The organism is Pseudomonas ovata (assembly GCF_003131185.1).
In the GTDB taxonomy this organism is placed as follows: domain Bacteria; phylum Pseudomonadota; class Gammaproteobacteria; order Pseudomonadales; family Pseudomonadaceae; genus Aquipseudomonas; species Aquipseudomonas ovata.
This window is the reverse complement of sequence record NZ_QFFU01000006.1, coordinates 50,548-74,615: the sequence shown is the minus strand read 5'-3', so window position 1 is coordinate 74,615 and position 24,068 is coordinate 50,548. Positions and strand designations below refer to the sequence as shown.

Genomic DNA, 24,068 nt, shown 5'->3' with positions numbered 1-24,068 from the left:
CAATCCGTAGTGGACCTGATGGGTTGCTCAAGGCCTCGGCGCCATGATGTTTCGGTAGAACTGCCATTCCTTTTCCAGCGCATCGGCCTGGTTGGCCGGCTGGCGAAAGCCGTGGCGCTCATCGGGGTAGAAATGCCCTTCGGCGGCAATGCCCTGCGCCTGCACGGCGTCGAGCATGTCGCGGGTCTGGGCCGGCACCACCACCGCGTCCAGTTCACCCTGGAAGAAAATCACCGGCACCTTGATGCGCCCGGCATGCAGCAACGGCGTGCGGGCGTGGTAACGCTCGACCTCGGTGTGCGGGTCGCCGATCAGCCAGTCCAGGTAATCGCCTTCGAACTTGTGTGTGGCCCGGCTCAAGGCCAGCGGGTCGCTGACACCGTAATGGCTGGCGCCACCGCGAAACACCTCATGGAACGCCAGGGCACACAGCACCGTGTAGCCGCCGGCACTGCCGCCGCGGATAAACGCCCGTTGCGGGTCGATCAGGCCCTGCCCGGCCAGATGGCCCACCACGGCGCAGGCATCCTCGACATCCGCCACGCCCCATTGCGCGTGCAGGCTTTGTCGATAAGCGCGGCCATAGCCACTGCTGCCGCGGTAGTTAAGGTCGACCACGGCAAAGCCGCGCTGGGTCCAGAACTGGATCCGTGGTTCGAACACCGGATAACAGGCCGAGGTCGGACCGCCATGCACGAACACCAGCAACGGCGCCGGGCCCTTGGCATTCAGCGCCGGATAGAAGAACGCATGGGCCTGGACACCGCCGCTGGGATAGCTCAACGCCTGCGGACGGCTGATCACCGCTGCGGGTAGCGGCGAGACACCACCGGCCAGCACCTGCACCGCCTGATCGGCACGCGAAATGGCCAGCACCGCCGACGGTCGCGTGCCTGAAGCCGCGATGCAATAGATAAATGCCTCGTCGAGCGCCAGGTTGCGGAAACGGCTGAACTCGCCACTGAGGTCTGCGCTCGTGCCATCAGCAAACTGCCGGCGCAGTTGCCCTGCACCGTTATCCAGGCAGCAGGCCAGGTAACCGCCGTCCAGCGGCAGCCAGGTGCAACTGCCCAATTGCCAGGGCGCGGACGCATGGTCGGCCTCGACCGCCGGCAAGGGCACAAACCCCGAGCCAGACTCGCCCCACGGCTGCCAGAACCCATTCAGGTCGCTCAGGCAATGCAGTACACCCCGGGCATCGAAGCGCGGCTGTTGCAGGGATTGGTCATCGTGATGACCGACGATGCAGCGTGGCGCTGACCATTGGCCGTCATCGCCACGCTCGGCGACCATCAGCCGGGTGCAGGTCCACGGCTGATGCGGGCGCTGCCACTCGACCCAGGCCAGGCGCCTGCCATCGACACTGACAACTGGCGCGGCATAGAAATCAGCGCCCTCGGCCAGCACCTGACGCTCACCGGCAGGCAGGCCCAGGGCGACGATTCGATGCACCGCGCCCTCCTCTTCCACCGCCAGCACCTGGCCGTGGACGAAGGACAGCCCGCCATAACGCCGTTCGCCTTGGGTCAGGGCCTGCGGGGCGCTGTCATCGAGGGGTTGGCGATACAGCTGCTGGTCGCGGTCATTGACGAATATCGCGCTGTCAGCGGCCAGGCAGAAGGCGCCGCCGCCGTATTCATAGACCCGGCTGCGTACGCTGAAACCCGGCGGTGTAAGGCAATGCGTCTGCCCGGCGTGCCGGCGCCAGAGGCGACAGGTGCCGTCTTCAGGGTGCAGTTGAATCCAGAACACGCCGTGGGCGTTGACCTCCAGTTCAGCGAAGTCGATACCGGCTGCGACCGCCTGTGCGGCGCTGAGCGGTTCAGGATGAGCGGGCGATGAGGCGAGAATTTCGTTCATTGCGAAAGGCCAGTTGCTCGATGGTCAGGGAGGTGGTCTCGGCGTCGTCCCGGGCCTGGGTGATAAGCCCGTGATGCGCCGACTTGCTGCACACCGGGTCAGCATTGCTGGCGTCGCCGGTGAGCATGAAGGCCTGGCAGCGACAGCCGCCGAAGTCCTTTTCTTTCTCGTCACAGGAGCGGCACGGCTCGGGCATCCATTCGTAGCCACGGAAGCGGTTGAAGCCGAACGACTCATACCAGATGTGCTGCAGGCTGTGCTCGCGCACGTTGGGAAAGGCGATCGGCATCTGTCGTGCGCCATGGCACGGCAACGCGGTGCCGTCCGGGGTCACGGTCAGAAACAGATTGCCCCAGCCGTTCATGCACGCCTTGGGACGCTCTTCATAGTAGTCGGGCGTGACAAAGATCAGCTTGCACGGATGGTTTTCGGCTTGCAGGCGGGCGCGGTACTCATTGGTGACCGCTTCGGCACGCAGCAGTTGTGCCTTGGTCGGCAGCAGGCCGACACGATTCAGTTGTGCCCAGCCATAGAACTGACAGGTCGCCAGTTCGACGAAGTCGGCTTCCAGGGCCAGGCACAGCTCGATGATGCGGTCGGTGCGGTCGATGTTGTGCCGGTGGGTGACGAAGTTCAGCACCATCGGGTAGCCGTGCTTCTTCACCGCACGGGCCATGTCCAGCTTCTGCGCGAAGGCTTTTCTGGAACCTGCGAGCATGTTGTTCACCTGCTCGTCACTGGCCTGGAAACTGATCTGGATATGGTCGAGCCCGGCCTGCTTGAAGTCGATGATCTTCTGCTCGGTCAGGCCGATGCCCGAGGTGATCAGGTTGGTGTAATAGCCCAGCCGGCGCGCCTCGGCGATCAGTTCGGCCAGGTCCTGGCGCACCAGCGGCTCGCCGCCGGAAAAGCCGATCTGCGCGGCGCCCATTTCGCGGGCCTCGGCCATGACCTTGAACCACTGCGTGGTGCTCAATTCCTCACCTTGCCGGGCAAAATCCAGCGGGTTGGAGCAGTACGGGCATTGCAGCGGGCAGCGGTAGGTCAGCTCGGCCAGCAGCCACAGCGGCAGGCCCACCGGGGGCGTGGGCGGTACATCCGGCCTGAGGTCAGTCAAGGGTGATCCAGTGCTTGTGCTCGGCCACCTGCATGAACTCCACCACGTCGTTACCCAGTTCGGGCACGTCGGGGAAGCGCGCCTGCAAAGCCTGGATGATGTCGGCGACCGTGCGCTGGCCATCGACCTGTTCGCCGATCAGGCCGGCGCTTTCGTTGAGCTTGATCATGCCTTCAGGGTACAGCAGCACGTGGCCTTTTTGCGCCGGCTCGTACTGGAACCGATAGCCGCGCTGCCAGTGCGGCGTGAGGCTGCGATCAAACGGTGCGTCACTCATGGGGCGATCCCTTTATGCCAGACACGTTGATGGGTGACGCTGTGATAGGGCGGGCGCTTGAGCTCGTAGGCCATGCTCATGGCGTCGAGCATGCTCCAGAGAATATCGAGCTTGAACTGCAGGATTTCCAGCATGCGCTGCTGCCCTTCCCAGGTCGTGTAGTGCTCAAGCGTAATGGCCAGCCCGTGCTCGACATCGCGGCGGGCCTGGCCCAGGCGGTTGCGAAAGTAGTCATAGCCGGCCGGGTCGATCCACGGGTAATGCGCCGGCCAGCTGTCCAGGCGCGACTGGTGGATCTGCGGCGCGAACAGCTCGGTCAGCGAACTGCTGGCCGCTTCCTGCCAACGGGCGCGGCGGGCGAAGTTGACGTAGGCGTCGACCGCAAAGCGCACGCCGGGCAGCACCAGTTCTTGCGAGCGCAACTGGTCCGGGTCCAGCCCCACCGCCTGGCCCAGGCGCAGCCAGGCTTCGATACCGCCGTCTTCGCCGGGTGCGCCGTCGTGGTCGAGCAAGCGCTGGATCCACTCGCGGCGTATTTCGCGGTCCGGACAATTGGCGAGGATCGCCGCATCCTTGAGCGGAATATTCACCTGGTAGTAAAAGCGATTGGCAACCCAGCCCTGGATCTGCTCGCGGCTGGCACGGCCTTCGTACATCGCCACATGGTAAGGGTGATGAATGTGGTAGTAGGCGCCCTTGGCACGCAGGGCCTGTTCGAATTCAGCGGGGGTCAGGGCCGTGGCCTGGGTCATGGTCATGTCCTAAAGCTCCAGGCTCATGCCGTCGAATGCGACCTCGACCTGGCGCCGTGCCAGTTCGGCGCGCTGTGGCGAGTCTTCGTCGAGGATCGGGTTGGTGTTGTTGATGTGGATCAGCACCTTGCGCTGCTGCGGGAAGCCTTCAAGCACCTCCAGCATGCCGCCCGGACCGCTCTGGGCCAAGTGGCCCATTTCACGACCGGTGCGGGTGCCGACGCCGCGTTGTTGCATCTCGTCGTCGTGCCACAGCGTGCCATCGACCAGCAGGCAGTCGGCGCTGTGCATCTTCTCGCGCAGCGCCGCATCCACCTGGCCCAGGCCCGGCGCATAGAACAGCGTGCCGCCGGTGCGGACGTCCTCGACCAGCAGGCCGATGTTGTCACCGGGATGCGGGTCGAAACGGTGCGGTGAATACGGCGGTGCGGCGCTGCGCAGGGCAAACGGCTTGAAGCGCAGGTTCGGGCAGGCCGGGATGGTGAACGGGGCCTGCAAGTCGATGCGGTGCCATTGCAGGCCGCCGTTCCAGTGCTTGAGCATTTCGAACAGCGGGAAACCGGTGCTCAGGTCCTGATGAACCATCTCGGTGCACCACACCTGATGCGGGCAGCCCTCGCGCAGGCTCAAAAGCCCCGTCGTGTGGTCAATCTGGCTGTCCATCAAGACGATGGCGCTGATGCCGGTGTCGCGCAGCGCCCGGCCCGGTTGCATCGGAGCAAAACCCTGCAGTTGCGTGCGGATATCCGGCGAGGCGTTGCAAAGCACCCAGTTGACCCCGTCATCGGACAGGGCAATCGACGACTGGGTGCGCGCCGTGGCCCGCAGGCTGCCATCGCGAAAGCCGGCGCAATTGGCGCAGTTGCAGTTCCACTGGGGAAAGCCGCCACCGGCGGCCGATCCTAGAATCTGGATGAACATGGAGGTTCCGGGCCATCAGGAAAACGAAAAAGCCCCGGCGAACCGAGGCTTGTTGAAGCACAGACTCAACGGTTGGCGAAGTACATGGTGACTTCGAAACCGATGCGCAGATCAGTGTAGGCAGGCTTGGTCCACATAACAGACTCCTTGGTTGGGGTGGGTGTCGTAAGGTTTAGTCCGCTGATTGGCGCAGACGTTCATGCTCGGTAATGTTTTGATATGACCTGACTGGCGATGACCCATGCACCGCCATCACCCCTGCGCAACTGCCCGGCGGCATGGACCAGGGCATCGCTGTCCAGCGCGTCCAGCGCCAGAGCCAACTCATCAAGATAGCCGGCCCCGCGCCCCGCCAGGTGCGCCTGCCATTGCCACTCGCAAGTCTGCTCGTCATACATGCCCAGTTGATCGAGCAGCGCCTGGCGTTGGGCCGGCAGATCAGCGGCCATGATCAAGGCGGGCAGGTCGTGGATGAACGCCTGGATATGGCCCAGCAGTTCAGCGACCGGGGTGGCGGGTGACTGCACGCCGAACAGCAGGCCGGTGTGCCCGTCCAGTTGCCGCAGGCTGCTGAACACCGCATAACCCAGTTGCAGCTCGACCCGCAGGCGCTGGTAAAAAGGCGCTTGCAACAGGTGGGCAAGCAGACGCCAGGCCGCTTCGTCGCGCAGGGTAGACGAAGGCGTCGGGCAAAACAGCAGTAGCGCGTGTTCTGATGACTCGCACGGTTCAACGTGCCAATGCTGACCGGGCCGTGGCGCGGGCAAGGCATGAGGCGCAGCGGCCGGCTGGCCGGGCATGTGCCGGAGCAGTTCATCGAGCGCCTTGTGGTCATTCAGGTCCAGTGCCAGAGAGGTCCAGCGTGAGGCTGACCACAGCGCTTGCACGTCATCGCCGGCCGGCGATGGGCGCGCGTAGGGGTAAAGCTCGGGCAAGCGTTTGAGCAACTGGCGGATGGGCATCAATGCCGGTGCCGGCCGGGCGACGCTATCGGCGGTGCGCAGGTTATCCAGCGCTTGCCGGGCCACGGCGAGCAGCGGCGCCTGCAAGCCGCCAAGCCGCAGTTGCCAGCTGTCGGCCTCGGCGCTGAACTGCAAGCGCACCCCGGCCTGGCGGGCCTGTTCGCGCAAGCCTTCAAGACCGGCGTCGAGCCTGCGCCACAGCGCCGGGTGCGCGCCGGACAAGCGCCAGTGCAGGTAGAGGCTGACAGCGCGGTTGTCGGTGATCGGAATCTGCAGAAACGGATTGGCGAGCGGCAGAGGCCAGTCGATGGCGGGCACCGTTACCAGCGGCACGGGCCATAACAGCACATCAGGGCTCAGTTTTCCGAGCAGTACGCGCAAGGCTTGTTGGCCGGGCTCGCTCAAGTCAGCCGGCTGGCGTTCGCTCAAGTGCCGGGCCAGGGTCAGGACACTGCCGGTCTGCCACTGGCGCTGATGCAGCAGGCGATATTGTTCGACCCACTGCGGCCAGTGCCCGGCAAAAAATCTCAGCCAATCGAAAAAGCGCGCGGCGGTATCAGCGCTCGCCGGGTGGCATTCGATCTCCAGCAGTAACTGGCCCTGGAAGTGATAGCGTGCCGTGGCCTTGAAGCCTTCGATGCCGTGCAACCAATGGCAGAGAAACGCCACCGCTTCATCGCTGCCAACGGGCAGGTCTTCGCAGGCAAACAGCAGGTGCAGGCGTTGCGGGTCCGGCGGCGAACACGGCACTGAGGTGTGGCCGAGCAATGGCGGCGCTGGCCGTTGCAGGCCGCGCGTACCGGTGGCGAACAGCGCACCGTAGCGCTCGCCCAGCCGGCGCAGCGTTGCCAATGACTGCGGGCCGCTCAGGCACAGGGTCATCTGCGCGCCTTGATAGAACTGCCGATGAAAAGCCCACAGGTCGCGCTGGAAGGCCGGGTTCGGCACCGGCAGGCTGTAGCGGTTACCGGCATGAAAGCCGCGCAGCGGGTGAGCCGGGTTGAGCGGTTGCAGCAGGTGATGCTGATGACGTGACTCGGCGTCGCGTGCCCAGGCGATGAACTCGGCATGCAGCACTTCGCGTTCGCGCCACTGCTCGGCCACGGCCAGCCGCGGGTGGGCGAGCATGTCGCACAAGCGCTCAAGGCCCGGCTCGAACACGGCAGGCGCCAGCTCAAAGAAATAGTCGGTGGCGCGCTCGCGGGTGCTGGCGTTGAGCTGCCCGCCGTGGCGCTGCACAAAGGCCATCAAACCGTCCTCGCGACTGAATCGCTCGGTGCCGAGAAACAGCAGATGCTCGAGAAAATGCGCCAGCCCAGGCCAGGCCGGTGGTGCATCATGACTGCCCGCCACCACCCGCAGCGCCGCTGCACTGCGGGTCAAACACGGTGTATGGCAGAGCACCAGGTTCAGGCCATTGGACAAGGTCAGGCGTTCGATACGGGGCATGCGTCCTCGGGGTTTGATGTGCACAGGGCAACGGCCTTCACGGTAATGACTGGGTGCCCTGGCAGCAACCACCGGCGGACAGTAAACATTTTTCATATTCACTGAGCCGTTTTGCCTCGCTCGCGTGACAGACAGGAAAAGCACCTCTCCCCTTACGTCAAAGGACGCCCGAATGTCTGCTCGCCCTCTTCACCTGTCGCCGTTGGTCCGCACCCTGCGCCATGTCATCTTTGCCGGCGGCCTGTCGCTGGCCGGCCTGCCACTGGCGCAGGCCGATGCCCAGCCGGCCAAGGCGTACCAGATTGCCCCCAGCGAGCTGGAAGCGGCGCTGAACCAGTTCGGGCGCGAGTCGGGCGTGCTGATTTCCTATGGCTCGCAACTGACCCAGGGCTTGCGCAGCCGCGGCCTGCAAGGCCAGTACACCCCCGAGCAAGGCCTGGCGGCGCTGCTGGAAGGCACCGGCCTGCAGGCCCGCGCCGATGGCCAGGAAGGCTTCACCCTGCAGCCGGTCGCCAGCACGGCGGTCAGCGCACCGATCGAGCTGGGCGCTTCGAGCATCGTCGGTGACTGGCTGGGCGAGGCCAAGCAGGACAACGTTTTTGAACACCCCGGCGCCCGTGATGTGATCCGCCGTGAAGAATTCGAGCGCTCAGGCGCCAGCAGTGCGCGCGACGTGCTCAATCGTATTCCAGGCGTCAACGCCCCGGAAAATAACGGCACCGGCAGCCATGACATGGCGCTGAATTTCGGCATCCGTGGTCTCAACCCGCGCCTGGCGTCGCGCTCCACGGTGCTGATGGATGGCATCCCGGTGCCCTTCGCCCCCTACGGCCAGCCGCAGTTGTCGCTGGCGCCGCTCAGCCTGGGCAACATGGACGCGGTGGATGTGGTGCGCGGCGGTGGCGCGGTGCGCTACGGCCCGCAGAACGTCGGCGGCGTGGTCAACTTCGTGACCCGCGCCATCCCCGATGAGCCGACCGTCAAGGGCAGCGTGCAGACCCAGGTCAGCCCGTCGTCCAGCCAGGACGGCTTCAAGAGCACCGGCAACCTGCTGGCCGGCGGCACCGCCGACAACGGTCTGGGCGGCGCTATCCTGTACTCCGGCGTGCGCGGTGGTGACTGGCGCGAGCACAGCGACACGCAGATCGACGATTTGATTCTCAAGGGCAAATACCAGATCGACGAGGCCAACAGCCTCAATGCCATGGCCCAGTATTACGAGGGCGAAGCCGACATGCCCGGCGGCCTGAGCGTGGCCGCCTACAAGGAAGACCCGTACCAGTCCACGCGCCCGAAAGACAAGTTCTGGGGCCGGCGTACGCTGGTGAACTTCGGTTACCGCTACGAACAGGACGCCCGGGTGTTCACCGCCAACACCTTCTTCACCAAGACCCTGCGCAGCGGTTACCTGGACCAGGCGTCGTTCGTGTCGCTGTCGCCACGCGAATACTGGGTACGCGGCCTGGAAACCCGCTTCTCGCAGGGGTTTGCGCTAGGTGAAAGCTGGCACGAAGTCGGCGTGGGCTACCGCTACATCAATGAAGCAGGTCATGAACTGCGCTTTCGCGAGCCAGTCACCGGCGACTTGCCGACCACGGCCAGCCGCAACGACCGCGACACCCGTGGCGCCACCGAGGCCCATGCGTTCTATATCGACGACCGCATCGACATCGGCCAGTGGACCATCACCCCGGGCGTTCGCTACGAGATGATCGACACCGCGCAGAACAACAACCTGACCGACGTCAAGTACCAGGGCGACTACACCACCGCCCTGCCGGCGCTCAACGTGCTGTATCACCTGACCGACAGCTGGAACCTGTACGCCAACACCGAAGGCTCGTTCGGCAGCGTGCAGTACAGCCAGATGCCCAACCGGGTCAGCGGCGGCGAAGTCAAACCCGAGAAGGCCCGCACCTGGGAACTGGGCACGCGCTACGACAATGGCGGCCTGCGCGCCGAAATCGGCGTGTTCCTGATCAACTTCGACAATCAGTACGAAAGCAATCAGACCAATGACAGCGTGATTGCCCGCGGCGAAACCCGGCACCAGGGCGTCGAGACCAGCATCAACTACGCCCTGGACGGCCTGAGCCCGGTCTTGACCGGCTTCGATGTGTACGCCAGCTATGCCTTTGTCGATGCGACCATTCGCGAAGACGGTCCAAACAAGGGCAACCGCGTGCCCTTCTCGTCCCGCCACAAGGGCACGCTGGGCGTGAGCTACACCGAAGGACCCTGGAAGCTCAACCTCGACAGCGCCTTCCAGAGCGCTCAGTTCGCCGACAATGCCAACACCCGCACTGAGAGCGCCGACGGCAGCACCGGCAAGATTCCGGGCTACATGGTCGTCGGCACACGTGCCGCCTACGATTTCGGCCCGCAGCTGTCGGACCTGAATGTGGCGGTCGGGGTGAAGAACATGTTTAACCGCGAATACTTCACCCGCTCGTTCGATGACAACAACAAAGGTAAATATGTGGGCGAGCCACGCACCATTTACGTGCAGACCTCTGTGGCATTTTGATGCATGCCATTCGCCACCGTAGGAGCGGCTTTAGCCGCGAAACAGGCTTTTTCACCGATTTTCGCGGCTGGAGCGGCTCCTACGAATGAGGATGTTAAATTTTTACTGCGAAATATTTCTTCCATGAGGGGGCTTGAAATATCAATCGTTTAGCGCCAACACTGTAATCGAGAGGGGAAATAAACGCCTGGGCTGCTCAGGAGCCCTGCGTCTTCCCTCGAACGAGCCAAGCCTTAGTAAGGATTAATTATGCAAATCCAGGTCAACAGCGATAACCACATCGAAAGCAGCATCCGACTGGAGAATTGGGTTCGTAGTACCCTTGAAAGCACGCTCGAACGTTATGACGATTACCTGACCCGCGTTGAAGTCTATCTGCGCGACGAAAACGGCGACAAAACCGGCCCGAACGATATTCGTTGCCAGCTTGAAGCCCGCCCCAAAGGCCACCAGCCGATCTCGGTGACCCACAAGGCTGACACGCTTGAACTGGCCATCGACGGCGCAGCAGTCAAGATGGACCACGCCCTGGAGCACCTGGTCGGCAAGCTGCGCGACAAGCAACGCAATGTCGCGCTGACCCCGGCCGATGACATCCAGGTCGAGAGCGCCGATGCGCTGCTGGAAGAAGAATTTCTGGAAAAAGAGCAGGAGCAGGAAGTCGCACGCCTGGTTTGATCTGCATCCCCGAGTACTGACAAAAGCGGGCCTTGATGGCCCGCTTTTTTGTGTCCGGGTGTTTGTAAAGTCAGCTATGGCCTGAAGCGTGCATGAACCCTGACGTCGCCCCTGACGCCACAACCGTCGCGGATGTACCACCGCAACACGAGCCGGACGACTACGCTGTATCGAACCCGATCCATCCGTGACCGCTTATCTGCCATCGAGAACCAAAGGGAGCAGTACCCGGTCAACTTATGCAGAACCTACGTTATGCAGAACTCATGAGCAGGTATCAACCATGGACAACCCGGACAATCCTTTTCAGATGATCACTGACACCTTTCACCCCGACTACCGGGTGAACCTCAGTATTCAAGGACTGGACGGCAGCATCATGCTGACGTTGTCCAACGATGCCGGCGTGGTCGCCAAACGGCTGATCAGCCCCGAGCAGCGCAATGAGCCCAAGCGCCTGCGCCGCCTGATCGAGAGCGTGCAGTTCGGCATTGCCATCGAGCAAGGGCACAGTGCCGTGAGCATCCTGGCGGCCATGACCGATAGTGACCGGATCAAACAGTTGACCGTCCCCGCCACGCCGCACCAGTGGCTGCGCAGCCGCCCCAACCTGGCGGCCGGTCTCTGACTGAACACGCCGCACAGACAAAAATGCCCCGCACAATGACGGGGCATTTTGTTATCTGGCGCAGTGACTCACCCCGCCCTCATTTTTCCGAGACGTTATCGCCGACGTACTCGCCGGTCGAGTCGATCGCCTTGCTGGACGGAAACTTGTACGAGGCATAGCGCACCGCCACGACTGACAGCGCCAGCAGGAAGATCCCGCCGCACATGTACAGCAGGCCCACTTCCGGTGCCTTGTGGTGCGAGACATCACCGATCAGGTAGCGGGTCAGCGCGGTGATGGCGATGTACAGCAAAAAGCGGATCGGGAGGTGGTTGGTCTTGAAATAGATCCCCACCATCGCCCCCAGCTCCAGGTAGATGAACAGCAGCAGGATGTCATCAATACTGGCATGCCCCTTGTCGAGCATCTCCATGAAGGCCATGACCGAGGCCCAGGCGGTGACCCCGCCAATGGCGAACAGCCCCATATAGTGAAACCCCTCGACCAGCAGGTTCCCGATGGAATTGGCGCCATCGTGCATGCGCTTGCGGCTGTTGTTTGCCCACTTCATGTTCTGTTTCCTCAAGACCCTGATTCGTGCGGGGTTTGTAAAGCAGGATCAAGGCCAGATCCAGTGCCGCAGGCGCGGCCAGTTGTCGCAAGGGCACCCTCGCCACTGAAAAGAACCTCATGAGCCACTATGCATGGAGGGGCAGAATGGCGTATGCTCGGCACTGTATAAAAACACAGTTATCGTAATTTCATCTGGAAGGCTTGTGAGGTGGTGAATGGCCGTCGAAGTGGTATACCGCAGCAGCCGAGATCTGGAGCGTTTGTTCATGGATAAAGCCGAAGCTGACCGTCATGACAAGATGCTGGAACTCGCCGAGTTGCTTGGATCAGTCCTGAAAAACGCCATACCTTCGTTAAGCGAAGAGCAGCTTGAAGAGGCCGGGATCTACATGGCCAAGAACCGCGATGTCTTCGCCCGTGCATTCAAGAGCCAGCCCGATGCCTTGAACGAGCTGATCAATGCTGCCAAAGCCGAGTGACAATTTCGCGACGCTTGACGCTGAGGCTGCAGGCGCGACTAGCGGTCGCGAAAGGGCCGGTTCATGCAAAATCGTCAGGGCCTGAAAGATTGCATTCGCGACCGCTGGTCGCGCCTATGGGGGTGATTCCAGGCCGATCATACGGTGTGTCTGATAAGTGCGGACCCTGCCGCTCCACTGCTCACAGCCAGGGTCTCCAGCACGGCCTCCAGGCGGGTAAACAGCCCGCTGGTGTCCACCGCACGCAGGTTTTCGCCCTGGCCGACCACCAGTGCCGGCACACCATTGATGCCCAGCGTGGTCATGATCGAGCGGCCCTTCGCCAGGCGTGCCGCGTTGAGCGTCAACAGCGTATCGGCCTGCGTGCACAACAGGTCGGCCGCCTGCATCAGCCCCAGCTCATTGAGCACCTGAACCAGTACCTTCTCCTGGGTGATATCCAGCCCGTCGACATAACGCGCCTGCTGGATGGCGTTCAAGGCCGCATATTCAAACGCCGGAGCCGTAACCGCCACGGCGGTCAATGCCCGTGTTGCAGGCCCCGAGTCGAACCGCGTGGCGTGATCGGCCAGCACCTGGCTCCGATACGCCTCGGTAAAACGCTGCCCGGTCAGCCGGGCAATGCGCTGATCGTTCGACCAGGCATAGTCGGCAAAGCCTGCATTCATCTCGCGTGACTGCCGGTCGGCAAACAGGCCTGTCGGGCAGAATTCGACCGTCAAGCCCGGCAGGCCGACAAGTTGCTCAAGCACCGGAGAGGCGCCGTAGCACCAGCCGCACAGCGGATCGAACAGGTAGTTGATGTGCAGCGGTTCAGGCAGTCGAGCAGGCGGATTTTGCACAGGCTTCACCCTTTCAATGGTCTTGAGCGACACTAGGTAAGGCGTCGCATTGTTCAGACGGGTGAGCGTAGAGAAAACAGGCGCGCTGAAAAACGCCGGATTCTGTCCAGGTCTGTTGCCAAAACTGGACGAATCCGCCGTGGTGGGTGGCGTGACCCGCGCAGCTGTCGAACCTGCACATCCGACAGCTGCACCTCGCCCGTCTTTACTCGGGTTGTTCCAAGGCCTGCACCAGTGCCTTGAAGAAGCGCGCCGCCTCGCCGCCGGGCACCGCCCGGTGATCGAAGGTCAGGGACAACGGCAGGATGGGATGAATCACCACTTCGCCGTTGACCGCCACCGGCTCGTCACGAATGCCACCGGCACCGAGAATCGCCACTTGCGGCGGCACCACCACCGGATTGGCATAACGCCCGAACAACGTGCCGAAGTTAGACAGGGTAATGGTCGCGCCCATCATCTCTTGCGGTGGAATGGAGCGGGCCTTTACATCGTTGCGCAACCGGTTCAGGCCGTCCTTGAGGTCCTGCGCACTGCGATTGCCCACGTCGCGTAGCACCGGCACGAACAAGCCGTCGGGCGTGTCCACGGCAATGCCCAGGTCCAGCTTTTCGTGCTGACGAATCGACAGCGACTTGCCTTCGAACCAACTGTTGAGCACCGGCTCGACCTTGCACGCCTCGGCCATGGCCTTGCCGATGCGGATCAGCGGGTCGCGGGCCTGGCCCCAGGCGTGCAGGTCGGCATCGGCAAACAGGGTGACCGGCACCACTTCGGCATGCGAGCGAGCCATGTTGATGGCCATGCTGCGCCGCACCCCGCGCAGCTTCTGGCCGCCAAAACGATCACGCTCGGCCTGGGCGGCACCCTCCACGTCGCTGCGCGTGATCAGCCCGTCGCTGCCCGAGCCGCTCAGGCCATTGAGTTCAACCCCCAGTTGGCGCGCCAGTTGCCGCACCGCAGGCGTGGCACGGGCGGCCAGGTGTTCGCGGGTCGAGGGCGCCGCGCCCACAAAGAACTGGTCTGCATGGCTGCCACCGCCTTCGAGCTTGCCGACCACCGTGCCGTTGTCGCCCTCGCCTTCGAAGGCAATCAACGGTTCGCCCACATGCAGGACTTCACCGTCGCTGCCGAACAGCTTGGCCACCACCCCGTCATACGGCGCGGGAATATCGACCAGGGCCTTGGCCGTTTCGACCGACACCAGCAACTGGTCGGCCTTGACGCTGTCGCCGGCCTTGACGTGCCATTGCACCACTTCAGCTTCTTGCAGGCCTTCGCCCAGGTCGGGCAGTTTGAAAAATTTCATCGCAACCTCCTCGGGTTCAGGCGTAGTCCAGCGCGGTGTCGCAGGCGTGCAGAATGTCTTCGACGCCAGGCATGTACAGCTGCTCCAGCCGGTACAGCGGCGGCGGGATGTCCGGGGCGGTCACGCGCTGGATCGGCGCCTGCAGGTCGAGCAAGGCGCGCTCGTACAGGCTGGCGGCGATTTCGGCACCCACTCCGCACGAGCGCGGCGCTTCGTGGACGATCACGCAACGCCCGGTCTTGCGCACCGAGGCCTCGAGGGTGTCGAGGTCGAGTGGCTTGATGCAGGCGACGTCGATGACTTCTGCCGAAATGCCCCGCTCGGCCAGCGCCTGGGCCGCCTGCAGGGTTTCGTGCACGCTGGCGCCCCAACTGATCAGGGTGATATCGCTGCCTTCACGCAAGGTGAAGCAGGTGTCCAGCGGCAGGCGCTTGCCATCGTCGAGCAGCGGTTGCGGGTTCATGCGGTAGAGCCGGGTCGGCTCGAGGAAAATCACCGGGTCCGGGTCGTCGATGGACGCCAGCAGCAGGCCATAGGCCCGGGCCGGCGATGAGGGAATGACCACGCGCAGGCCCGGGATATGGGCAAACAACGCTTCGGTGCTTTCACTGTGATGCTCGGGTGCGCGAATGCCGGCGCCCATCGGCGCACGCAGTACCATCGGGCAGGTCAGGCGGCCACGGGTGCGGTTACGCAAGCGGCTGGCGTGTGACACCAGATGCTCCATGGCCGCATAGATAAAGCCCAGGAACTGGATTTCCATGACCGGTTTCAGGCCCTGGGCAGCCATGCCGACCGCCAGGCCGCCAAGCATGGTTTCGGCCAGCGGCGAGTCGATCACGCGCTTGAAGCCGAAACTGTCGCGCAACCCCTGGGTGGCCCGGAACACCCCGCCGTTGACCCCGACATCCTCGCCCAGCACCACCACGTTTTCGTCTTCGGTCATGGCCCGGTGCAAGGCCATATTGACCGCTTCGAGCAAGGTGATCTTGTCATTGTTCATGCGACTGCCCCCCTTCACGCCGTGCGACCCGTTCCATGAACCACTCGCGCTGCTCGGCCAGGGCGGCCGGCCATTGGGCATAGACATGGTCCATGGCCGATTCGGGTGGCTGGGGGGCGCGGCTTTCGTAAGCACTGACGGCGTCCTGCACCTGGACCTGGCACTCGGCGATCAGCGCCTGTTCGCGCCCCTCGTCCCAGATGCCCTGGCTGGCCATGAAGCTTTGCAGGCGTTTGATCGGCTCTTCCTGCCAGGCCTGGCGCACTTCTTCGGCCGAGCGATAGCGGGTCGCATCGTCGGCGGTGGTGTGGTCGCCCAGCCGGTAGCTCAGGCATTCGAGCAACACCGGCCCCTTGCCCTTGCGGGCCCGGTCCAGGGCAATGCGCATGCGGTCGTAGACCGCGAGGATGTCGTTGCCATCGACCTGCTCGCCATGAAATCCGGCGCCGATGGCCTTCTGCGCCAGGGTCGGGGCACCGCACTGGATGCGCCGCGGCACGGAAATGGCCCACTGGTTGTTGTTGATCACGAACACCACTGGCAACTGCCAGGCGCCGGCGACGTTGAGCGCTTCAAGAAAGTCGCCCTTGCTGGTCGCGCCGTCGCCACAGGTGGTGACCGCCACCCGGTGCTCACCGCGCACCTTGAAGGCACTGGCCACGCCACAGGCATGCAAGGCCTGGGTCGCAATGGGCACGCACAGCGGGAAATCCTGCGCTGCCGCGGGCTCGGCGTAGGCACTGCCGCGCTCGTCGCCGCCCCAATAAAGCAGGATCTCGTCCATGCGCACGCCGCGCATCAGTTGCACGGCGGTGTCGCGGTAGTAAGGCACCAGCACGTCTTCGGCCTGCATCAGGCTGCCGATGGCCACGCCAATCGCTTCCTGGCCCAGGGTCGGGGCAAAGGTGCCGATGCGGCCGGTGCGTTGCAGGGCGACGGTTTTCTGGTCGAACAGCCGGGTCAGCACCATGTGCCGATACAGCCGGGTCAGCAGGTTGAAATCATCGGCCCAGCCGGGCAGCGGTCCGATAAGGCGGCCATCGGGGGCCAGGTAGCGGGTGTACGCAAGCTCATTGTTGTTATTGGGCATTACCGACTCCAGACACGCAGGGGGCGTGATCTCATGGTTCGCAGCTTGTGGCTGCATGGAACCGCCGGGCGGCACCGGATAATGGTGCGCTGGCCGACATTCAAGGGACTCTTTGCCAGGGCTCGAACGCGTGGCATGGATAAGCACCAGGTGCGCCCGAGATTGGCCATGGACCTTCTGTCAATCGTAGCCGGGTTCAAAAAATATGCCCGGCCTGGCTGACGTGTATGTGGCTTGAACAGAGCTGTACACATGCCGATACGGCCAGCGCTGGACGAAACCCGGCCAGAGGGCTACAACATGAGCGTGTCGACTTGACAGTGGTTTGAACAGGGAAAGAGCGGGGGGAAATCATGACTCCACGTCAACAATGCCTGGCCTGTGCGCAACGCACGCCAATGGCTGTATTCGAAGCCGCGCTATGGATCGGTGCCGAGCACGATTCCAGCTTCAGCCCACCGCACATCCATGAAGACATGGACCGGCTGCACCGCCAGATCAACGCCCGGTTGCCCGTGCTGCCGGTCACCGAACTGGCCCAGCCATTGCTGCGTGAACTGAGCAGCCTGGGCTTTCAGCAGGATGAGTGGAACCCGCCCAGGCCCGAATCAGCCCTGTTGCACAAGATCGTCCAGCGCCGTCGCGGCCAGCCGCTGGGCCTGGCGCTGGTGGCCATGGAACTTGCCAGGCGCCTGGACATTCCCATGGAGGGGGTGAATTTTCCGGGCCATTTCCTCTTGCGCGTGCCCGGCGCCGATCATGTACTGGACCCCTGCAGCGGCCGGCGCCTGTACCCCAGGGACTGCCGTGAACTGCTGGTGCGCCAGTACGGCCCCGACATGACCTTGCGCGTCGAACACATGCAGCGCGCCAGCCCCTTGAGCCTGCTGCAGCGCATGTCGCGCAACCTGCGTCATCTGCACCAGATCAACGACGACTTTCTCTCGGCGCTCAAGGACGCCAACCGCATCGTCGAACTCGGCGAAGCCACCAGCAGCGACCACATGGCCCGCGCCAGCCTGTACCAGACCCTCGACTGTCCCCAGGCCGAACGCTTCGACCTCGAACACGCCCTGCTGCTGAGCGACGACCCGTTGCAGCGCCTGCGGCTGAGTGCCCGGCTGAGCCAGTTACCCGGCAGCCGTGCGCTGCACTGAGGCACCCGCTAGGCGGTGCCGTTTCTCTGGGCCATCCTGGCCTTCTGCATTTCATAACTGTCGCCAGACTGGGCGAAGACCTGCAGGTTCTGGATGACATGGATAGCGCGCACGTAATCAGGCATTAATGTCTGCGCATACGCGTCGCCCCATAACCCCTTCTCTTTCATGACCACGATCTGGTTGGCGAGAAACTCCAGTGCATTGATCGGCTCATCGGCATTGATGACCTTGCCGCTCGGGTCGAACTCGGCGCCGGTGCGGCTCATGAGATCGGCGGTGAGATTGTCGATGAAGCCGGACTTGTACAACAGCATCCCTGCCCGGCTGAGATCCCGGGGCGTGATGTGCTCGGGATTGAAACCCTTGAACAGGGGCTTCATGTTCAGCTTTTCCATGGCCTGCGCATTGAGCGCAATGGCGTTTTCGCCTACTTCACTGAGCACTTGCAGAGCTTGTCCGCTGGAGGGCATGACGGGGCTTTTCTTGACTGAGGATGATTTGATAAGCACGGGCGGAAGATCGCCCCAGAGGGGTTTTGACATGGTGATGACTCCTGATGAATACGCGGATGGCAATCAGGACTATCGGAGATTCTTCGAACTAATTAATGGCGAAACCAAAAACCATACGAAACCTACAAAGCAAAAAGAAAACACCTACACACCCCACCCTGAACAACAATTAATTGTCCGCCTTAGGGTGCCTCTAAAAACGTAGGCGATGACAACGCAGGTAGTTTTTAGAGGTGCCCCTTACTCCCACTTCGCATAGAGACCAGACAGCCCACCACGCCGCTTAAAAAGCCAAATAGCGCACACTTATCATCCGCAAAGAATATTCCTACACACTTTTCAGCGTAGCCCCTACAACAAAAAACTTTCAGGCATGCTTAAAGGTTTCTTACTACGCCGAACCTTGGTGTCGCCTTTTGAAACCCAGGCCTTACGCTGCGCGTAAAAGGCCATCCCGAACAAAAAGGAATAGATCATGAAAACCTTGCTTTGCACCGCACTCATTCTGGCTTCTGCTTGCAGTTATGCGGGAGAGTCCACGTTTGAAAAATCCTCTGCGCCCAGAACCATCAGGCTCGTCAACCATGACAATGCAGCCTCCTACTTCCATGTAAAATTCTCGGACTTGCCAGTGGTGCCGCTGTCGCCCCCCATGAAAGTTGAAAACATCAGCTGGAAAACCACTCACTACCCTTACAACATTACTGAAAAGATCAAAATCTGCTACTTCCCGTATGGGGATGGCGTCGGCAAGCCCAGCACCTGCGAAGAAGAGGTAGCGCTCAATGCTCCGGGCGTGTCGGATAAATTTCGTTCATTACGCTTTGGTCATCAGTCTGCCGTGCAGGTTATCCATAGCGTGAGCGGTGATCGACAAACGATCAGTCCTGCCGGCAATGACCGCATAACCATCCGTTTCAGTTATTGATAACCCAGGGCACTCCCGAGCCATCGGAGTGCCCTGGATATCGCGGCATTCTGCTTGTTCGATCAGTCTTCCTGAAGATCCAATTAAAGGATGAAGAAACTCTATGCTTATCATCTCTGGCTCTACCTTGCCTGTCGTTTCTTCTTTGCCGCCAGACGCGAGTGCGAAAACATCCCTGCTGCCTCACACCACAACACCCGTGGTCACCGAAAACTTCTCTGCTACGGCTCAGCAACTGAGCGAAGCCGCCGTTCGTGCGGCTGAACGTGACAAGACGGCAACACTTGATGAACGGAACTCGCGAATCACTGCGACATTACGGCCACTCACAGGCGCGGCCTATCAATCCCGCAAGACCCTGCATGATGCCGAGCAACCTGACACACAGGACAGTGGCCTGCTGGCCCGTGCCAGGCAGGCCACCGACTTCAGTAACGGACTGGCCGTCAATCCGTTCAAGAACATGGCACCGGATCAATTGAAGCTGATTGCCCATGACGACAGCAGCACCTTTACCGTCAACGAGCGCAGGGCGGCCTGGCAGGCCCTTGAGCCCAACGACACGCTGCCTCGAGAAAATCTCACGACCCGCAAGCATCAGCAGGGCCATGACGTGCTGGTCTCACGCCTGTTCTACGGGCATGAAGGACCCGAGCGCGACAAGACCCATGGCCTGCTCAGAGAAACCATCAGTGTTCCCGACGTTGATTTTCTGACACGCCAGGATCGCTACCTGCTTTCCCACATGTATGCCTATGCCCAGGAACAAGGTGCGCACTTGAAGTACGTGGATGATCTGGCCTGGGATCTTGCCGACTATCGCCGGCATGACGATGGGCGTGTCCTGGCCAACAGCAATGGAGGGCACAGCTATGATGAACAGGGTCGCCAATTGAGCTTCAGCTTTACCGCCCCCAATGCTGCCATCGCCCAGCGCGTGCTGGGAGGCGCTGCGATCAACGTCACGCTGCTGGACAAGGGGTTTGTACGCTATAACCTCGACCCGAGTATCTGGCCTTACCACAATGGGGGCGATCCGGGCTTTCTGGAGCAGATGATCCTCAAGTTCTCCGGCACAGACGGCGAAGAGCACGTACTTGACAGTCGTTTCAAGACTTACACCCGAGACCCCAAAATCAAGGACAAGATCGTGCACGCCTGCGAGACAATAAGATTCCAGCCACGAGGGGAGCCTGCGCTGATCAATAAAGAGGGCGTCTGGACAATCACCGCCACCGGCAAGGCTGAAGGCTATGTATTGAACCGAGTGACCGGCATTCCGGAAAAGATCGAAAGCGCCGTCGAAACACCCGCCAAACCCAAAATCCCCAGCAACCCCTTCGAAGGACTGATCGGCGGCAAACCTGCCAGGCCCCGCCTGCTCACCCTGTTCGACTACCTGTTCATGAAAATGAAAACCCATGGCCGGGTGCGCAGGCCTTGATTCAGTCGGCATCAGCCAAGCGCTACGATGATGACCCGTTCAAAACCAATGAACAAACAGAAGATTCCCATACCACTTACGGAGTAGGGACTACAACAAACCTGACCGAATGCCCTTAAGATTTTTTAACACAAAGAGGTACAGCATCGAAATTTTTCGACATAACAACAGTAGCTCACGCCCAGAAGCCCCTTTGAATAACCCTACATAACTTTCAGCTCAAGACCTACAGCAAAGTCACCAAGAGTATGCTTAAAGTTTTCCAATGCGTAGACACATCAGTGTCATGGATTGAAACCAGGCCCGTCGCTTTGCGAAAAAAGCCAAAAACAAAAAAGGAATACATCATGAAAGCTTTACTCTGCACCGCACTCATTCTGGTATCTGCCTATAGCCATGGGCAGGAAATTACTATCGACAAAGTCTCTGCGCCGAGAACGATTCGACTCGTCAATCATGACAGCGCAGCTTCTTATTTCCGGGTGAAGTTCGCAGACTTGCCAAGAACGTTATCGGCTGCCCCTATGAAGCTTGAGCAGCTAAGCTGGAACGCCACACGCTACCCTTACGCGAACGTTACTGAACAACTAGAGGTGTGCTATTACCCCTATGGGGAAGGAAGAGGCCAAGTAAAAATCTGTGACGATGCACTCCCGGGCGCAGCAGGAACATCCAGCAAATTCAATTCATTACGGTTTGGCCATGAGTCGACTGTCCAGATTATCCATAAAATTCAGGGGGATCGACAAACCATCAGCCCTGCTGGCAACGACATGATCTCGCTCCGTATTGCTTATCAATGACGCCGGGCACTCCTTGCTCATACCAAGATGGGAGTGCCTTTGGGCCTACATGAATCCTTCAGGTTCCTGGAAGCATTCAATAACGCGGATGAAAAATCCATGATTATTACCAACCGCAATACTCTGCCTGCCCTTGGTCTCTCACAGGTCACACGTCCTCCTGTCGCCAGTCCTTCCGGCACAGAAAAAAACGTTCCTGCCCCTCAAGAATCACTCTCTGCCACAGCACTTCAAATGAGCAAGGCCTCTACTCGCGCCGCCGTCCGTGACACAGCGTTGAGCCTCGATGAGCGGGCTGCATTACTGGAACAACTCACAGGCGACCGCTATCAAGCCAACAAGGCCCGGCATGACGCAGAGCAACCTGCCACTCAAGATATCGGTTTGCTAGCCCGTGCCAGACAGGCCACTGATTTCAGTAATGGTCTGGACAGCAACCCATTCAAAGCCATGCCAGTGGATCAACTGACTCTGATTGCCTTTGATGCCAACAATACCTTTACGGTCAATGAACGCCGGGCGGCCTGGCAGGCGCTCCAGATAGCGAACACCCCGCATCGAACAAGCCTTCTTACAGATGACATGAATCAGGCGGGCCATGACCTCTTGGTCTCACGTCTGTACGACGCACACGAAGGTCCGGTGCGCGATAAGGCGGACGGTTATCTTCTGGAAAACATCAGTCATCCGGACGTCGATTTTCTTACCTTACTGGATCGTCGTCTGATTTCTCATGTATACGCTTACGCTCAGGTACAAGGTGCAGACTTAAGGTATGTCGACGACCTGGCCAGGGATATTGCTGTTTATCGCAGGCATGACAATGGCAGTGTTCTGCGTAACATGAATGATGGTCACAGGTACGATGGTGAGGGCCGACAATTAAGCGTTACCTTCACCGCAGCCCATGCCACCACTGCCCAGCGCGTATTGGGCGGCACGGCGATTAACAGCACGTTGTTGGACAAGGGATTTGTGCGCTTCGCTCTTGATCCGGGCTTTCGTCCCTACAGCTATAGCGGTGACCCCGGCTTTCTTGAAGCCATGGTAATGAAATTCTCCGCCGACACTGGCGAAGACTACGCGCTCGACACGCGCTTCAAAACCTATACCCGAGACCCCAAAGTCACAGACAAGATCGTCCACGCTTGCGAGACGATAAGGCTTCAGCCACGTGAGGAGCCTGTGCTCATTAACCGGCAAGGCGTCTGGACGATTACCGCCACCGGCAAAGCCGCAGGCTATGTCATGAACCCTGTCACCGGTATCCCGGAACAGATCGAGAAAACACCCGAAAATACGACCGAACCAAAAGCCTCCAGCAACCCCTTCGAAGGCCTGATCGGCGGCAAACCCGCCAGGCCCCGCCTGCTCACCCTGTTCGACTACCTGTTCATGAAAATGAAAACCCAGGGCCGGGTGCGCAGGCCCTGATTCGGTCAGCCTCAGCCGAGCGCGGCGATGAACCCGGCCAGCCAGGGCTCGGCGTCGGTGTCCGGGGTGACGCTCTCGCTGGCGTCCAGGCGCAGCATGGCCTGCACTTCGTTTATGCCGAGTTCGCCGAACAGTTCGCGCATCAGCGCGCCGCCGCCGCAGAAAGTGTCGTCGTAACTGGAGTCGCCCAGGGCGATCACGCCGCCGGGCAAACCGCGCAGCGCGGCCGGCAGGGTGTCGCGCAACTGGTAGTACAGCGGCTGCAGATTATCGGGCAGCTCGCCCATGCCGGTGGTCGACGTCACCGCCAGCAACGCCTGGGGCTCGAAAGCCAGCAGCTCGGCCTGGGTCAGGCGCGTGTTGAATAACACGTCGTGACCGGCCTTGCGCAGCAGCGCGCCGGCATGCCGGGCGACATCTTCTGCCGAGCCAAAGACAGTGCCGGAAAGGATGGCGATTTTCATTGAGGATTCCCGTGCCAGGCTAAAAATTGAGGCATATTATGCACCATTCGCCTGACCGGCTCGTGCAACAGGATGATCCGCCACGGCAGCGGTGCACATGCCTGTACATCGATCCCCCCTGGGCCGAAGCGCATGTCTTGAAAAATCGCCGTGACAAAATGACCAACGGTTCTAACATGATCGTCATTTCGTGGTCTCTTTCCCATCTTACGGATCGATCCGGGTTTCATCATGCAGCCTGAAACAATTCTGACCCAGGACGAACTGGATTTCATTCTGGGCATGCAGCGTAACCCCCAGTTGAACGTGCGCGATTCGACACGCAACCTGGTCGTCAACGGCGGCATCCAGATCCAGGACCTGCTGGCCCGGCTGGCGGCCAGTGAACAGGTGACGATCCAGGCCCGGTTCAACAATCAGAAAATCAGCTTTCCACTGCAAATGGTGGAGGATGAGTTTCACGCCCAGCGTTTGCAGGTCGGCACGCCCAGCATCTATGAAGAAGGCCCGCAGATTCGTCCCTGGCGCCTGGTGCTGCCCACGCCGATTCCGCTGGAAACCGACGAGGGTGTGCTGACCGCCCTGTGGGTGCATGAGGTGTCGTTCAAGGGCGTCCTGATCGAGTACCGCCGCAAGGGCAACCCGCCACGGCACTTCTCGGCCTGGTTTAATCCGGCAGGCCATCCACCCATCGCCATGCGCGGGCGCCTTGAACGCATGACCGAAAAAGGCATGGCGGCCTATCACCTCAGTGAAAAATACCCCGAAGACAGCGAGCGCCTGCGCCAGTACATGCTGGGCGAACATCGCCGGCTGCACCCGGCCGTGCATACGCTGGTGGGTTGATACAGGCCGTTTCTGGCCGGGCATTTAA

The 24,068-nt window shown here is 61.3% G+C and carries 24 protein-coding genes; 10 read left to right on the top strand and 14 right to left on the bottom strand.

What is annotated here, in order from left to right:
- Nucleotides 1-27 precede the first annotated feature (27 nt).
- The 7 genes from DGA31_RS10535 to pqqF all read right to left on the bottom strand — a co-directional run bounded on the left by DGA31_RS10535 (nt 28) and on the right by pqqF (nt 7,338).
- Nucleotides 28-1,860 (bottom strand): S9 family peptidase, encoded by a 1,833-nt coding sequence (locus DGA31_RS10535; RefSeq protein WP_109512478.1) that lies wholly within the window; start codon nt 1,858-1,860, stop codon nt 28-30.
- Entirely contained in the window at nt 1,823-2,977 is a 1,155-nt protein-coding gene (pqqE, locus tag DGA31_RS10530) for a pyrroloquinoline quinone biosynthesis protein PqqE (protein WP_109512477.1), read from the bottom strand. Before pqqE ends, DGA31_RS10535 begins: the two co-directional genes overlap by 38 nt.
- Nucleotides 2,970-3,254, bottom strand: a complete 285-nt coding sequence (gene pqqD / locus DGA31_RS10525) for a pyrroloquinoline quinone biosynthesis peptide chaperone PqqD (RefSeq protein ID WP_109512476.1) — start codon at nt 3,252-3,254, stop codon at nt 2,970-2,972. The genes pqqE and pqqD overlap by 8 nt, the downstream gene beginning before the upstream one ends.
- On the bottom strand, nt 3,251-4,006 hold the full coding sequence (gene pqqC / locus DGA31_RS10520) for a pyrroloquinoline-quinone synthase PqqC (protein ID WP_109512619.1): 756 nt from the start codon (nt 4,004-4,006) through the stop codon (nt 3,251-3,253). Before pqqC ends, pqqD begins: the two co-directional genes overlap by 4 nt.
- A 9-nt stretch (nt 4,007-4,015) precedes the next feature.
- Entirely contained in the window at nt 4,016-4,927 is a 912-nt protein-coding gene (pqqB, locus tag DGA31_RS10515) for a pyrroloquinoline quinone biosynthesis protein PqqB (protein WP_109512475.1), read from the bottom strand.
- A 65-nt stretch (nt 4,928-4,992) separates the two neighbouring features.
- Nucleotides 4,993-5,064, bottom strand: a complete 72-nt coding sequence (gene pqqA / locus DGA31_RS10510) for a pyrroloquinoline quinone precursor peptide PqqA (RefSeq protein ID WP_003243383.1) — start codon at nt 5,062-5,064, stop codon at nt 4,993-4,995.
- Between the two features lie 60 nt (nt 5,065-5,124).
- The gene (pqqF, locus tag DGA31_RS10505) at nt 5,125-7,338 is read right to left on the bottom strand and encodes a pyrroloquinoline quinone biosynthesis protein PqqF (RefSeq protein WP_109512474.1); all 2,214 of its coding nucleotides are present in this window, start codon (nt 7,336-7,338) and stop codon (nt 5,125-5,127) included.
- A gap of 172 nt (nt 7,339-7,510) precedes the next feature.
- Here pqqF and fecA point away from each other — a divergent pair, with 172 nt between their 5' ends.
- From fecA to DGA31_RS10490, 3 genes are all read left to right on the top strand, one after another.
- Nucleotides 7,511-9,865, top strand: a complete 2,355-nt coding sequence (gene fecA, locus DGA31_RS10500; protein ID WP_109512473.1) for a TonB-dependent Fe(3+) dicitrate receptor FecA — start codon at nt 7,511-7,513, stop codon at nt 9,863-9,865.
- Between the two features lie 249 nt (nt 9,866-10,114).
- The gene (locus DGA31_RS10495) at nt 10,115-10,543 is read left to right on the top strand and encodes an HPF/RaiA family ribosome-associated protein (RefSeq protein ID WP_056841640.1); all 429 of its coding nucleotides are present in this window, start codon (nt 10,115-10,117) and stop codon (nt 10,541-10,543) included.
- 283 nt (nt 10,544-10,826) lie between these two features.
- Nucleotides 10,827-11,171 carry a DUF3509 domain-containing protein gene (locus tag DGA31_RS10490; RefSeq protein ID WP_109512472.1) on the top strand — a complete coding sequence of 115 codons (345 nt, stop codon included), beginning with the start codon at nt 10,827-10,829 and terminating at the stop codon, nt 11,169-11,171.
- Between the two features lie 79 nt (nt 11,172-11,250).
- Here DGA31_RS10490 and DGA31_RS10485 read toward each other — a convergent pair whose 3' ends face one another.
- Complete coding sequence (locus tag DGA31_RS10485; protein ID WP_056841642.1) at nt 11,251-11,724, bottom strand: phosphate-starvation-inducible protein PsiE; 474 nt, start codon at nt 11,722-11,724, stop codon at nt 11,251-11,253.
- Between the two features lie 217 nt (nt 11,725-11,941).
- On the opposite strand from DGA31_RS10485, the gene DGA31_RS10480 reads away from it, so the two are divergent.
- Nucleotides 11,942-12,205, top strand: a complete 264-nt coding sequence (locus DGA31_RS10480) for a YebG family protein (RefSeq protein ID WP_109512471.1) — start codon at nt 11,942-11,944, stop codon at nt 12,203-12,205.
- Between the two features lie 137 nt (nt 12,206-12,342).
- On the opposite strand, the gene DGA31_RS10475 is transcribed toward DGA31_RS10480, so the two are convergent.
- The 4 genes from DGA31_RS10475 to pdhA all read right to left on the bottom strand — a co-directional run bounded on the left by DGA31_RS10475 (nt 12,343) and on the right by pdhA (nt 16,449).
- On the bottom strand, nt 12,343-13,047 hold the full coding sequence (locus DGA31_RS10475) for a DsbA family protein (RefSeq protein ID WP_206606835.1): 705 nt from the start codon (nt 13,045-13,047) through the stop codon (nt 12,343-12,345).
- Nucleotides 13,048-13,252: 205 nt separating this feature from the next.
- Nucleotides 13,253-14,356 (bottom strand): dihydrolipoamide acetyltransferase family protein, encoded by a 1,104-nt coding sequence (locus tag DGA31_RS10470; RefSeq protein ID WP_109512470.1) that lies wholly within the window; start codon nt 14,354-14,356, stop codon nt 13,253-13,255.
- Nucleotides 14,357-14,372: 16 nt separating this feature from the next.
- Nucleotides 14,373-15,359: an alpha-ketoacid dehydrogenase subunit beta gene (locus DGA31_RS10465; protein WP_109512469.1), complete on the bottom strand. Its 987-nt coding sequence runs from the start codon at nt 15,357-15,359 to the stop codon at nt 14,373-14,375.
- The gene (pdhA, locus tag DGA31_RS10460) at nt 15,349-16,449 is read right to left on the bottom strand and encodes a pyruvate dehydrogenase (acetyl-transferring) E1 component subunit alpha (RefSeq protein WP_109512468.1); all 1,101 of its coding nucleotides are present in this window, start codon (nt 16,447-16,449) and stop codon (nt 15,349-15,351) included. Before pdhA ends, DGA31_RS10465 begins: the two co-directional genes overlap by 11 nt.
- Before the next feature lie 353 nt (nt 16,450-16,802).
- On the opposite strand from pdhA, the gene DGA31_RS10455 reads away from it, so the two are divergent.
- Complete coding sequence (locus tag DGA31_RS10455) at nt 16,803-17,606, top strand: SirB1 family protein (protein WP_056841647.1); 804 nt, start codon at nt 16,803-16,805, stop codon at nt 17,604-17,606.
- Nucleotides 17,607-17,614: 8 nt separating this feature from the next.
- Here the strand turns inward: DGA31_RS10455 and DGA31_RS10450 are convergent, their stop codons facing one another.
- Nucleotides 17,615-18,151: a hypothetical protein gene (locus tag DGA31_RS10450; protein ID WP_056841648.1), complete on the bottom strand. Its 537-nt coding sequence runs from the start codon at nt 18,149-18,151 to the stop codon at nt 17,615-17,617.
- A 445-nt stretch (nt 18,152-18,596) separates the two neighbouring features.
- On the opposite strand from DGA31_RS10450, the gene DGA31_RS10445 reads away from it, so the two are divergent.
- From DGA31_RS10445 to DGA31_RS10430, 4 genes are all read left to right on the top strand, one after another.
- Nucleotides 18,597-19,049 (top strand): hypothetical protein, encoded by a 453-nt coding sequence (locus tag DGA31_RS10445; protein ID WP_109512467.1) that lies wholly within the window; start codon nt 18,597-18,599, stop codon nt 19,047-19,049.
- A gap of 199 nt (nt 19,050-19,248) precedes the next feature.
- Entirely contained in the window at nt 19,249-20,493 is a 1,245-nt protein-coding gene (locus tag DGA31_RS10440; RefSeq protein ID WP_109512466.1) for a hypothetical protein, read from the top strand.
- Between the two features lie 347 nt (nt 20,494-20,840).
- Nucleotides 20,841-21,296 (top strand): hypothetical protein, encoded by a 456-nt coding sequence (locus tag DGA31_RS10435; protein WP_109512465.1) that lies wholly within the window; start codon nt 20,841-20,843, stop codon nt 21,294-21,296.
- A 99-nt stretch (nt 21,297-21,395) separates the two neighbouring features.
- Complete coding sequence (locus tag DGA31_RS10430) at nt 21,396-22,730, top strand: hypothetical protein (RefSeq protein WP_152035014.1); 1,335 nt, start codon at nt 21,396-21,398, stop codon at nt 22,728-22,730.
- An 11-nt stretch (nt 22,731-22,741) separates the two neighbouring features.
- Here DGA31_RS10430 and DGA31_RS10425 read toward each other — a convergent pair whose 3' ends face one another.
- Nucleotides 22,742-23,194, bottom strand: a complete 453-nt coding sequence (locus tag DGA31_RS10425; RefSeq protein ID WP_056841653.1) for a flavodoxin — start codon at nt 23,192-23,194, stop codon at nt 22,742-22,744.
- A 231-nt stretch (nt 23,195-23,425) separates the two neighbouring features.
- Between DGA31_RS10425 and DGA31_RS10420 the strand changes: the two genes are divergently transcribed.
- The gene (locus tag DGA31_RS10420; protein ID WP_056841654.1) at nt 23,426-24,040 is read left to right on the top strand and encodes a hypothetical protein; all 615 of its coding nucleotides are present in this window, start codon (nt 23,426-23,428) and stop codon (nt 24,038-24,040) included.
- The last annotated feature ends 28 nt before the right edge of the window (nt 24,041-24,068 follow it).